At 70.8% G+C, this 11660-nt stretch carries 13 protein-coding genes; 8 read left to right on the top strand and 5 right to left on the bottom strand.

The genetic code is table 11. The features are described 5' to 3' along the window. Window positions 1-115: 115 nt before the first annotated feature. The 5 genes from pqqA (at window position 116) to pqqB (ending at window position 3196) form a co-directional block, all read left to right on the top strand. Window positions 116-211: a pyrroloquinoline quinone precursor peptide PqqA gene (gene pqqA, locus ACWDNU_RS16755; RefSeq protein ID WP_116204359.1), complete on the top strand. Its 96-nt coding sequence runs from the start codon at window positions 116-118 to the stop codon at window positions 209-211. Between the two features lie 79 nt (window positions 212-290). Then, window positions 291-989 (top strand): pyrroloquinoline-quinone synthase PqqC, encoded by a 699-nt coding sequence (pqqC, locus tag ACWDNU_RS16760; protein ID WP_449669488.1) that lies wholly within the window; start codon window positions 291-293, stop codon window positions 987-989. A gap of 4 nt (window positions 990-993) precedes the next feature. Next, entirely contained in the window at window positions 994-1266 is a 273-nt protein-coding gene (gene pqqD, locus ACWDNU_RS16765) for a pyrroloquinoline quinone biosynthesis peptide chaperone PqqD (protein ID WP_354735130.1), read from the top strand. Next, a complete protein-coding gene (pqqE, locus tag ACWDNU_RS16770) occupies window positions 1257-2330 on the top strand; it encodes a pyrroloquinoline quinone biosynthesis protein PqqE (RefSeq protein WP_449669489.1) in 1074 nt (357 codons plus the stop codon). The genes pqqD and pqqE overlap by 10 nt, the downstream gene beginning before the upstream one ends. Then, entirely contained in the window at window positions 2327-3196 is an 870-nt protein-coding gene (pqqB, locus tag ACWDNU_RS16775) for a pyrroloquinoline quinone biosynthesis protein PqqB (RefSeq protein WP_449669490.1), read from the top strand. The genes pqqE and pqqB overlap by 4 nt, the downstream gene beginning before the upstream one ends. Window positions 3197-3666: 470 nt before the next feature. Here the strand turns inward: pqqB and ACWDNU_RS16780 are convergent, their stop codons facing one another. Then, window positions 3667-4263, bottom strand: a complete 597-nt coding sequence (locus ACWDNU_RS16780) for a DUF6461 domain-containing protein (protein WP_449669491.1) — start codon at window positions 4261-4263, stop codon at window positions 3667-3669. Window positions 4264-4413: 150 nt separating this feature from the next. Between ACWDNU_RS16780 and ACWDNU_RS16785 the strand changes: the two genes are divergently transcribed. Next, window positions 4414-5586, top strand: coding sequence for an AI-2E family transporter (locus ACWDNU_RS16785; RefSeq protein WP_449669492.1), 1173 nt, complete (start codon window positions 4414-4416; stop codon window positions 5584-5586). Window positions 5587-5592: 6 nt separating this feature from the next. Here ACWDNU_RS16785 and ACWDNU_RS16790 read toward each other — a convergent pair whose 3' ends face one another. Both ACWDNU_RS16790 and ACWDNU_RS16795 read right to left on the bottom strand, forming a co-directional pair. Beyond that, window positions 5593-8124 (bottom strand): LuxR C-terminal-related transcriptional regulator, encoded by a 2532-nt coding sequence (locus ACWDNU_RS16790; RefSeq protein WP_449669493.1) that lies wholly within the window; start codon window positions 8122-8124, stop codon window positions 5593-5595. Between the two features lie 98 nt (window positions 8125-8222). Then, window positions 8223-8684: a DUF7144 family membrane protein gene (locus tag ACWDNU_RS16795; RefSeq protein ID WP_449669494.1), complete on the bottom strand. Its 462-nt coding sequence runs from the start codon at window positions 8682-8684 to the stop codon at window positions 8223-8225. A gap of 195 nt (window positions 8685-8879) precedes the next feature. Here ACWDNU_RS16795 and ACWDNU_RS16800 point away from each other — a divergent pair, with 195 nt between their 5' ends. Together ACWDNU_RS16800 and ACWDNU_RS16805 are read left to right on the top strand one after the other, a co-directional pair. Further along, window positions 8880-9386 (top strand): DUF1269 domain-containing protein, encoded by a 507-nt coding sequence (locus ACWDNU_RS16800; RefSeq protein WP_370936601.1) that lies wholly within the window; start codon window positions 8880-8882, stop codon window positions 9384-9386. A 269-nt stretch (window positions 9387-9655) separates the two neighbouring features. Then, on the top strand, window positions 9656-11008 hold the full coding sequence (locus ACWDNU_RS16805) for a DUF2252 domain-containing protein (protein ID WP_449669495.1): 1353 nt from the start codon (window positions 9656-9658) through the stop codon (window positions 11006-11008). A 9-nt stretch (window positions 11009-11017) separates the two neighbouring features. On the opposite strand, the gene ACWDNU_RS16810 is transcribed toward ACWDNU_RS16805, so the two are convergent. Beyond that, on the bottom strand, window positions 11018-11284 hold the full coding sequence (locus ACWDNU_RS16810) for a hypothetical protein (RefSeq protein WP_449669496.1): 267 nt from the start codon (window positions 11282-11284) through the stop codon (window positions 11018-11020). Then, the gene (locus ACWDNU_RS16815) at window positions 11281-11607 is read right to left on the bottom strand and encodes a hypothetical protein (protein WP_370936598.1); all 327 of its coding nucleotides are present in this window, start codon (window positions 11605-11607) and stop codon (window positions 11281-11283) included. The genes ACWDNU_RS16810 and ACWDNU_RS16815 overlap by 4 nt, the downstream gene beginning before the upstream one ends. Window positions 11608-11660: the final 53 nt, after the last annotated feature.

Consider the following 11660-nt stretch of genomic DNA (forward strand, 5'->3'; position numbering starts at 1 on the left):
GAAATCGGCCCGCGCCTCTGGCGACCGGCCGCCTTGCGCTTTTAGGGTGACGGCGTTCGCGGCGGGACGCCTGCCCCGCTCACCGGTGCACCACCGAAGGAAAGCGAGTTTCCTCATGCCTGAAACCGCCGAAATGTGGACCGCGCCCGACTTCGTCGAGTACGAAACGCCGATGGAGGTCACCGCTTACGCGGCCCGCCGGGAGGAGTGACCCGCCGGACGGGGCCGGTTCGCTCGCGGTCCCGTCCGCCCGGAAAACCGTACCGCTCAGTGAATCCCGGAGTATGCGAATGTCCACTGTGCACCCGATGAGCCCGGCGGAATTCACCGGCGCCCTGCGCGGCCTCGCCCACCGGTACTGGGGCAGCCACCCGTTCCACCAGCGGATGCACGCCGGCGAACTGACCGAGCACGAACTGAAACTGTGGGCCGCGAATCGCTGGTACTACCAATGCCAGCTGCCGCAAAAAGACGCGGCCATCATCAGCAACTGCCCGCTCCCGGAAATCCGCCGCGTCTGGCTCGACCGGATCATTTACCACGACGGCGCCGTCGACGGCGAAGGCGGAGCCGAACGCTGGCTGCGGCTGTGCGCCGCCGTCGGTCTCGACCGAGCTGAGGTTCTCGATGAACGGCACGTCGCCCCCGGTGTGCGGTTCGCTGTCGACGCCTACGTCACCTTCGCGCGTACCAAACCGTGGGTCGAAGCCATCGCCTCCGGCCTGACCGAGATGTTCGCCGGGCATCTGATGCAGCAGCGGGTGGCCGACGTTCTGGCGAACTACTCGTGGATCTCCCGCGCGGACCTGGCGTATTTCACGAACCGGATCGACAAGGTTTCCGGCGAGGGCAAGGACACTTTGGACATCGTCGTGCGCCACTGCGGTACCCGTGAGCAGCAGGAGAAGGCGGTGGCCGCGTTGTCGTTCAAGTGCGACGTGCTGTGGTCGATGCTCGACGCCATCGAACGCGCCGCGGCCAAGGAGTGAGCCGATGGACACCATCACCGCCGCGTCGGTGCCGAAACTGCGCGTCGGCGTGCGCCTGACGTTCGATCACGTGCGCGGGGTGCACGTGCTGTTGTTCCCGGAAGGCGTGCTTGTGCCGAACTCCACCGCCACCGCTGTACTGGAACTCTGCGACGGCGCCACGCCGGTCTCCGGCATCATCGGCCTCTTGAACAGCCGGTACCAAGGCGTCCAAGAGAGCGATGTCCTTGCTGTGCTGACCCGGTTCGGACAACGGCGGGTGATCGAATGGACGTGACCGCGCCGCTGGGGTTGCTCGCGGAGCTGACGCACCGGTGTCCCCTGCACTGCTCGTACTGCTCGAATCCCGTGGAACTCGTGAGCCGATCCGCGGAAATGTCCACTGCGGACTGGACGGACGCGCTGTCGCAGGCCCGGGAGCTGGGCGTGCTGCAGGTGCATATGTCCGGCGGGGAACCGCTGGCGCGTCCGGACCTTCCGGAGCTGGTCACGCATGCGAGCGGGCTCGGCTGCTACGTCAACCTCGTCACCTCCGGCCTCGGCCTGACCGAGCCACGGCTGAACGACCTCGTCGAACGGGGCTTGGCGCACGTCCAGCTTTCCGCGCAAGCCGCCACTCCCGGCCGCGCGAACCTGCTCGCCGGAGCGAAGGCCTTCGACCTCAAACTGGCCGCCGCCGAACTGGTGAAAGCGTCGGGCTTGCCGCTCACCCTCAACGTGGTGCTGCACCGGCAAAACCACGACCAGCTCGCGGAAATCATCGCGCTGGCCGAGTCAATGGGCGCGGACCGCCTCGAACTGGCGAACACCCAGTACTACGGCTGGGCGCTGCGCAACCGCGACGCCCTGATGCCCACCCGGGCGCAACTCGCCGCCGCCGAACCCGTGGTCCGCTCAGCGGTGGAGCGCCTCCGCGGCACGCTGGAGATCATCTACGTCGTCGCCGACTACTACGAGCCGTTCCCGAAACCGTGCATGCACGGCTGGGGCGCGCGGCAATTGACAATCGCCCCCGACGGCACTGTGCTCCCCTGCCCCGCCGCGAGCGCGATCACCACGCTCACCCTCGACAACGTGCGCGACACCGCCCTTGCCGACATCTGGTACCGCTCGGAGTCCTTCAACGCCTACCGCGGCGAAGAGTGGATGAGCGAACCGTGCCGCACCTGCGACCGCCGCACCACCGACTTCGGCGGCTGCCGCTGTCAAGCGTTCCAGCTCACCGGCGACGCGGCCAACACCGACCCGGTCTGCTCCCGCTCGCCGAACCGCGGCACCGTCGACCTGATCCTCGCCGCACCGTCCACTCCGGACCTGATCATGCGTGGCCCGGCCCGATGAAAGTCATCCTCCTAGGCACCGCTGCCGGCGGCGGTTGTCCACAGTGGAATTGCGCCTGCTCCCAATGCACCTCCGATTCTCCTCCGCGTACGCAAGACAGCGTCGCCTTCAGCGCAGACGGCCGCGCATGGCACCTGCTCAACGCCTCGCCCGACATCCGCGCCCAAATCCTGGCGACCCCGGCCCTGCGCGCCGGACCGGGCCCGCGCGAAACGCCGCTGCGCACGGTCCTGCTCACCGACGCCGAACTGGACCACACCCTCGGCCTGCTCATGCTCCGCGAGGCGGCGGCTCTCACCGTCCACGCCCCCGCCGCCGCGCTGCACGCGCTGACCGACCACTTCCCAGCACGCACCATCATCAGCGAGTACCACTCGTGGAACTGGCACCCTCGCACCGAAACCACCCTCGACGGCCTGGTGATCACCTCCCTTCCCATCAGCGACAAACAACCGAAATACGCCCGCACTTCGACTCACCCCGGCCCGTGGGTAGTGGCCTACCGCATCCACGACCCGGCCACCGGAGGCACGCTCGTCTACGCGCCTTGCCTGCGCACCTGGCCGCCCGGCTTCGACACGTTCACCGACGGCGCGAACCTCGTCCTGCTGGACGGCACCTTCTACAGCGGCAGCGAGTTCACTGCCGCTGTCGCGAGTGCCAACCCGACGGCCCAGCAGGCGATGGGCCACGTGCCGATCACCACGACGCTGCCGATGATCACGAGCCGCCCGGGTGCCACGCGGTGGGCTTACACCCATCTGAACAACACGAACCCCGTCCTGGACCGGGCTGGCCCGGAGCACGCCGCCGTGGTGAGAGCTGGCGCGGAGTTGCCGCTGGACGGAGCCGAGTTCACCCTCTGACCCTGGCGCTCAAGCCAAAGGCCTCCGACTCCGCCCGCCGGGGACACCGAGGGCCACACCGCTCATCGATCGAATAGCCACACCAACCGCCACCAGAACCGACTTCACTGTCTGGCCGTGGCACTGCCGGCTCCGCCTGCCGCAGGTCGAAGAGCCACGCCGGTCCTCTCGGCCGTCGCCCGCTGGCGTGGCGACGACGGACCGCCGAAAGCCTCTGCCCGCGCCAAACTCACCTCCACCCACTCGTCTCCAAGTCGTGTTCCTGTGACAGCCAAGGCGTCACGATCGACGAAGGTTGGCTCATGCCAGCTCCGGCGCGGATGTCTCTCCGGCCATCTCCCCACCGAGAACACGGTGGCAGGGTCATGCAGCACACTCCTCGTGCGAGACCGCAAGCGTCGCCGTCACCCCGCCTCTGCCGCCGACTCAGCGCCCGGCCACCAACCAGCCAACCCGCCAACACTCATCGGCTAGGTGCGAATGTCCCCCACCAGCAACGGCCGCTCAAGGAACTCCGGGGTGAACGTCACGCCGGTGATCCTGGCCGCCACCGCGAACGCCGTCGCGATGGGGTTCGGCGGGCGTTCTTCTTGCGCCGGATCCAGCCCGGCCTCGCGCATCCACCGTGTCAACCGCTCCGGGTCGCTGCCGTACTGTTGGCTCGGCAGGCGTGGGAGGAAGCCTCCGATCACTGTGCTGTCCACCGCGTAGACGAAGTGCGCTTCGGCGTAGTCGTGCCGGTTGATCGCCACGACCTCGCTTCCCTTCGACAGTCCGCCAATCACTTCCGGCAGATTCCCTTGCCAGCCCCACGGCTCGATCGCCACGCTCCACTCCCCGGACGGCACCACGCCGACGTACCCGCCGCCATTGCCGCCTTGGGTTTGTTCGACGTACTCCGACACCAGGCTGTTCAGCTCAGCGAAAGCCAGCTGCTCACCTGAGGCGGCTCCGAAGCGTCGTAAGACCTCTGGCGAGTCTAGGCCGCGCAGGAAAGTAACGCAGAAGATGTCGTTCAGCGGGCCGTAGCTCTCCAGCCAAATCAGTTCAGTCAAAGAATCCGTCATCGTGCCCTCCTCGGTCGGTCAAGGACATGGTTGCAGGCACCACCGACAAAAAACGCACGCGGGCAAGCACAACCCGCCCCCGCCGGGTGAAGACCGGGTCCGCGCGCCCGGCCACGGTGGGGCCTGCCGCCTGCTTCGGGAGGGATTCTCATGGTGCGCGCGTCGTTCACCGATTTCCCGGCTCGCCGGTTCCGCAAGTCCAGGCGAGCACGTCCCCGCCTTGCCGACCGACGAGGCGAGAGCACGCAATCACAACCGCAGCCGCCGCCGATCCTGCCCGAATGCGAGGCGAACAAAACCCCGCTCCCCCGTGCGCTCGTCGTGCTCCTCGGCGCGGCCGCCGCGACGGTCGTGCTCGCGGGGGTGCAAGCCATCGCCTGGCTCGTCGCGCCGGTGTTTCTCGCGCTGGTCGTCGTAATCACCCTCGATCCGGTACGAACCTGGTTGCGGGGCAAGGGTTTGCCACGCTGGTTGACCGTCACCGTGCTGGTCGTCGCCGTCTACGCGGTCCTGCTGGTCTTCTTCCTCGTCGTCGTGGTGTCGGTCGCGCAACTGTCCGCGCTGGCCCCCAGCTACGCCGGCCGGGTCGACGAGTTGCTGCACCACGGCCTCGCGACGCTCGGGGTCGGCGAAGCGCAGGTGCGCGGCCTGCTTTCCTCCGTCGACGCCGGAAAACTCGTCCGGCTGGCCGGTTCGCTGCTCGCGGGCGCGGGCAAGCTGGTCACGAATCTCGCGTTCCTCTTCGGCCTTTTGCTGTTCCTGAGCGCCGAAACGGCCTGGGCGGGGCAACGTCTCCGCTGCATCGCGCGCGACCGGCCGTGGATTTCCGCGGCATTGCGCGGGTTTGTGACGGGCACGCGGCGGTATCTGCTCGTGACAACCGTGTTCGGCGGACTCGTGGCAGCGCTCGACACGGCCGCACTGGCGTTGATCGGCGTTCCGGGTGCGATACTGTGGGGGCTGCTTTCCTTTGTCACCAACTACATCCCCAACGTCGGCTTCGTGATCGGCGTGGCCCCGCCCGCGGTGATCGCGCTTCTCGACCACGGCTGGCGCGGGCTGACCGTGGTGCTCGCCGTCTACCTCGTGCTGAATTTCGTGGTGCAGTCGCTGATTCAGCCCCGGTTCGTGGCGGGCTCCGTGGGACTGTCCACTGTGGTCACCGTATTGGCGCTGGTGTTCTGGACGTGGCTGCTCGGCCCGCTCGGCGCGGTCCTTGCCGTGCCGGCGACGCTGCTGGCCAAGGCGCTGCTCGTGGACGTCGATCCGCGGGCCCGCTGGGCGGAGGCGCTGCTGTCGGCTCCGCGCCGCGACGACAGCTGAACCCAGTCAGGTCAAGCCATGCCGACGAGCGACAACCACAGCCGAACGCCGGTTGTTCACGCCGAGCTTCCCGTAGATGGCCCGCACGTGCGTCTTCACCGTGTTCACCGAGACAGTGAGATCAGACGCGATCTCGTCCAGCGAACGCTGGGACGGCAGGCGCTGCAGCACCACCTGCTCGCGATCGGTCAGGTCGCTGGGCGGAGCGTGCGGGACGAGCCTGCCGCGGACCGTCTGTGCGAACCGGTCGAGCGAGCCGAAGCCGCCGGAGTGGCCAATCAGCAGGTCCCGGACCGGGGGCTCCGCGAGCGCGAACGGCCGCACCAGCCCGTTCGGCCGGGCGATCGCGAGGGCCTGGTCGAGGGCTTGGAGGGCTTTGGTCCGGCGGTGCGAGCGCAGGCCGAGCGCGGTTTCGGCCAGGCAGCGGTCGACCGGGGTGGCGGGAAGCAGGGCGATCGCCGACGCGGTTTCCCGCAGCACGGCTTCGGCCGGGCCGGTTTCGTCGGCCGCGAGGTGGGCGCGGATCCGCAGGACAGCCAGTTCGCCGCTCCCCGGCAGCTGATCCTGGCCCCAGGCAAGGACTTCCGTCGCGTGCAACGCTTCGCCGAGTGCGAGCGCGGCGTGCTGCTCGGCGACTGCGCATACCCCGACGAGTTCGCGGGGAAGGTCCAAGCACGCGAGTTGCCGACGCGCCGCACGCATGAGTTGAGAACCAGCCGTCCGGTCGCCGTCGTCGAAGCGGGCGACGCCCTCGAAGAACTCACGCAACGGCACCAGCAACGGCGCGGACCCAGGAACCGCGGTCGCCTGGGCCAGTTCCTGAGCCGCTGCAGCCGGTTCAGCGCGCATCAGTTCGTCGTAGGCCAGCAACAGCCGGCACTCGGCGACTCCCGGAGTGCGCTGCCAGTCGTGTCGGCGTGCGACCGCCAGGGCGCCAGTACACGCCCGGCGCAATGCAGGGTGCTTCCCGCCGAAGGCGCTGGCGACCGCCAGTGCCAGCTTGCTGTGCAGCACGAGGTGATCCAGCCGCTCGCCGCTCGCCAGGCGCAACGCCTCCTGCGCCTGCGTGCGCGCGTGGCGGCACGCGCCCCGGTACAGCGAACGCCACGCGCGATCGAGATGGGACCAGGCGTCGAACGCCGGGTGCCGCGCTGCCGGCGGTTCCGCTCCGGCCAGGCGGTTTCCCTTGATCGCGGCCAGATGCCGGACGGCGAGCGGCCACCAGTCGCCGCCGCCCTCGCCGCCGAGATCGGACTCCGCTTCGGCGAGCCGTCCGCCTTGAATGTTCTCGAGCGCGGACGCCAGCCGCAGCGACGGGTTCGCGGCAACCGTCGCGCTGCCGAGGAAGTCGAGCGCGGCACGCACCGGTCCCCCGTCTCCGGCCAGCACTTGGCGCACGGCTCGCTCCCGGGCCAGCACTAGAACGTATTCCCGGTCCTGTCCGGCGACCGCGTGCCCGAGCGCCTCCCCGTACCGTCCTTCGCCGGCGTGCCAGCGCGCGGCGATCCCGTGCAGCCGCGGCACTCGCGCCGGATCCCGCCGCGCCAGTTCGGCTTGCAGGAAACCCCGCAGCAGCGGGAAAAACTGGTAGGTGTCCGCTGGTGTGCGCGTGACCAGGCCCCACGAGCGCTCGAGTTCGTCCAATCGCGCGCCCGCGTCCCGACGGCCGGACAGACGGACCGCCAGGGTCGCGGAAACCGCGTCGCAGATGCTGAGGCACAGCAACAGATCCGTCGTAGCCGCGGGAAGGTGCGCGAGCACTTCGTCGGAGAAAAACCGCGCCACGGCACGATCGTCGCCGGTGACCGAATCGACGGCAGCATCTTCGCGCACCGAAACCGCCGTCCAGCCGAGTGCCGCGGCCCAGCCCGCGGTGCGTTCAGTGAGGTCTCGGACGCGCTCGTCGTCCACCGAAGCACCGGCGGCTCGCAGCAGGCTCGCCGTCTCCGCGGCGGTGAACCGGAGTTCGGCCGCGTCCACCCGGGACAGCACGTCTTCGAACTGCAGCCGGACCAGCCGCAGCGGCGGCTCGACCCGGGTGGACAGCACCAGGCGCAGCGCGGACGGCAGGTGTCGGGCCAGTGCCGCGAGCGCCTCCAGCGGCTCCGCGCGGCGGATCTCCTGCAGGTCGTCGAGGATCAGCCGCACCGGCCCGTTCTGCCCGGCGAGCGCGTCGTCGAGGTCGGCCAGGAACGCCCGCCGCCGTCCGGGCGACGGCGGGCGCAACCGGTGCAGCGCACTGTCCTCCGCGAAGTCCCGCCGCAACGCGCCGAGAATCGCCTCCCACAACCGGCTTTCGTCGTTGTCGTCCTCGTCGAGCGACACCCAGGCCACTGCGCGGCCGGCCCCGGCCCAGGCGGCCAGCGCCGTGGTCTTGCCCGCCCCGGCCGGGGCCCGGACCACGGTGACCGGCCGCCCGGCGGCGCGGGAGAACAGCACGTCCAGCCGGGGGCGGGGGACGAAGATCCCCGGCAGCCGCGGCACCGCGACCTTCGCGCCGGGGACCGGCCGGGGCCGGGGCGTCGTTCGAGCGGGCACGTCGGACCTCTCGGCTGTCGGGAGAGTGCGCCCCCGGCTCCCGCGGTCGACGGGCGGGGGCCACGACTGTACTGAGCACCGGGAACCGGTCCGCCGGGTCACCAGATCCCGGCGGCCGCTTCGTCTCCGTGCACGATGACGGCCCAGATCACCAGGACGTCCAGAGCGATCACGATCGCGCCCCAGAACGGGTACGCGGACAGGAAGGCCAGCTGCGCCAGCGCGTTGAAGCCGGCGAGCGCGACGGTGCAGACCCGGGCCCACTGCGCCCCGGCGAACAGCGCGATCCCGGTCAGCACCACGAGGACGCCGACGATCAGGTGGACCCAGCCCCAGCCGGTCAGGGAGAAGACGAGCAGGCCGGCCGGGCCGACCGCGTAGTAGTGCCGGTCGACCAGCGCGACCAGGCCTTCCACCGCGGTGAAAAGCCCGGCGAGGACGGTGATGGTCCCGGCGAACCAGATCCAGCCGGCCCGGCGCGTCCGGGAGACGGCCCGCTCCGGCGGGAACGGCGGCCGGGCTCCGGCGTTTCCGGCCGGGGGGTGCATGCGTTCGGTCATGGGTCTCTTCCTCGTTCGTCGAGGGGCTGCGGACCCGGGCGATCATGGTCGGCACCCGCGCCGCCGGGCCTCGCCCGCGCCAGGTGAGATCAGGGGTGCGGACCGTCCCGGGCTTTCACCCGGAGCGGGCGAAGCCGCGGCCGCCCGGACGGGAAACAGTGCGGCGGACCACCGATCCCGGAGCGAGGAGACGTCATGGCCACGTTGACCGTATGGAGGTTCCCGACCGTCGACGGCGCGGAAAACGCACTGGAGCTTCTTCAGCGGCTGCAGAAGCAGCAGCTGATCTCGATCGCCGACGCGGCGCGCGTGAGCTGGCCCGAGGGCCGGAAGAAGCCGAAGACCAAGGAACTCGGCTCGCTGGCCGGAGCCGGCGCGCTGGGCGGGACGTTCTGGGGTCTGCTGTTCGGCCTGATCTTCCTCGTCCCGCTGCTGGGCGCGGCCGTCGGCGCGGCGATCGGCGCGCTGACCGGATCGCTGCGCCGCGTCGGGATCGACGAGGAGTTCGTCGACACCGTCCGGACCCAGGTCACGCCGGGCACGTCGGCGCTGTTCGTCATGTCGGACAACGCGGTGCTGGACCGGGTCGCCGAACCGTTCAAGGAAACCGGAGCCACGCTGCTGACGACCAATCTGTCCGACGAGGAGGAAGCCCGGCTGCGCGCCGCCTTCGGGGAAGCCCCGGAGCACGAGCAGCTCTGACCCGCACGCGAACGGGCCCTCGCCGAACTGTTCGGCGAGCGCCCGTTCGGTCCATTGTGCTCGGCTTTCCGGGCGAATGCCGTTGCGGCGCAGGCGAGACCGCGGCGACGCCCCCGAACGCCGCCGCGGCCTCCCGCCAGAGGCGGACCGCACCTGCACCGCCCACTCTCCGGAGAAACCCGCTCTCCGTCGTCACCCGTCCCGGATGACCTCGCTTCACCCTTGACGGGCGACGCCGCCGCCCGGTCGCCGGGCCGACGATCCGTGCCATGCCCTTCACCGACAAGGACACCGCCGTGCGGATCGCCCGTGCCCGTGCCGCGCGCCTCGCTGTGCCCGCTGCCAGCCACGCGGAGTTCCCCAGTGCCGTCCTGCGCGCCGATCCCCTTGCCCTGCTGGCGCGCCAGGATTCCGGCCGGGTCCCGGAACTGCTGCCGCTGCGCTACACCCGGCTGGCCGCCTCGCCGCTCGCGTACTTCCGCGGCGCCGCGCTGCCCGCCGCGGCGGATCTCGCCGCCACGCCGCGGACCGGATTCGCGGTCCAGGCCTGCGGAGACGCCCAGCTGGCCAACTTCGGCCTGTTCGCCGCACAGGGCCGCCGGCTGGTGTTCGACTTCGCCGATTTCGACGAGACCCTGCGCGCGCCCTGGGAATGGGACGTCAAACGACTCGCCGCGAGCTTCGAGGTCGCCGGCCGGGAGATCGGGCACCCCGCCGCGCAACGCAGGCGCACGGTGCTGGCGGCGGTCGAGTCGTACCGGCTGGCAATGCACGACTTCGCGCGCCGCACTCCGCTCGAGATCTTCTTCGCCCCGCCCGACCCCAGGACACTGCGCACGGTCGCGGCACATCGCCTCGGCCCCGCCCGCCGACGCGTCGCCGACCCGTTCCGGCACACCGAAATCCGCGACGGCGCACTGAAGCTGGCTGCCCGCGCACCGTGGGCGGTCGCGGCTGGCCGCATCGGCGGGGACGGCGATCCCGCGACGCTCGCCGATCGCCTCTGCGCCGTGCTCAGGCGTTACCGGCGCACCCTCGGCCCCGCGCGACGGGCCATGCTGGACCGTTACCGGCTGGCCGACGCCGCGCGAACGGTGCCAGGCCAGGCCGGTTCCGGGGCCCGGTGCTGGGTCGCCCTGCTCGTCCGGACGGACACCGGAGACCCGCTTCTCCTGCAGGTGAAGGAAGCCCGGCCGTCAGTGCTGCAGGAGTACACCGGAGCCTCCCCGCTGGACAGTCCCGGCAGGCGGGTGGTCGCCGGGCAACGGCTGATCCAGGCCGCGGGCGACGTCTTCCTCGGCTGGGCCCGCTCCCCCGGTTTCGACGGCCCGGCCCGCGACTTCCACGTCCGCAGGCTGCGCCACGACCGGAGTTGCGGCGACGTCGCGACGATGACCCCGGACGTGCTGCGGGCCAACGCCCGGCTGTGCGGATGGACGGTGGCCAAGGCGCACGCGCGCACCGGCGACGCGCTCGCGATCGCCGCGTACCTCGGGTCCGGATCGGGTTTCGCCGAAGCGGTCCGGGAATTCTCGGCCGCCTGCGCCGACCAGAACGAACGCGACCACGCCGCGCTGCGGCGGGCGATCCGGCTCGGCCGCGTCGCGGCGGCCGGGTCGTGACGGACCGCGTCACCCGAGCGCGCGGTGCTCCGTCCGGGGGAGTTCGCGGACCCGATGGACGGATTCGACGTGCATCCCGAGCGATTCGAGCCGGCGCAGGATTCGCGGAAGGTCGGCGGGATCGGCGACCGCGCCGAACACAATCGTTTCCGGCGGAACGGGGACCACGAGCACGTCCCGGAAATCGGCGGCGCTTTCGGCGGCTCCTTCCGGAATGGCGCCACAGCCGCGGAAAACGTAATTCGCGCGGGAGCCCAGGATCGCGGGCGCGCTCACCGGCGGCCTCCGTCCCGCCCGGACGCGTGCCACGCGAAGCCGACGACGGCCAGATCGAGCAGCACCACGAACGCCGACCAGCCGTGCGGCGGAAGGAAGACCAGCCGCGCGACCAGGTCCGCGGCGGCGCGGACGCCCGCCCGGATCCGGGCGGGCGAGACCAGCGAGGCGAGCGCCACGGTCAGCCCGAGCACCGCCGTCCCGGCGCTGAGCGAGCCCGTCCGCACCAGGTCGAGCACCACGACCTCGCCCGGCCCGAGCCAGAAGAACTGCGTGCAGGCGAATCGAGGACGGCCGCCCGAAGAATTCCCGCGTATTTTCACCCGCCCCACGATTCTGCCGCCGGACGCCGTTTTCCTCGCCCGCAGCGGATGAG

The sequence above is a fragment of the Amycolatopsis sp. NPDC003676 genome (genome assembly GCF_053587275.1).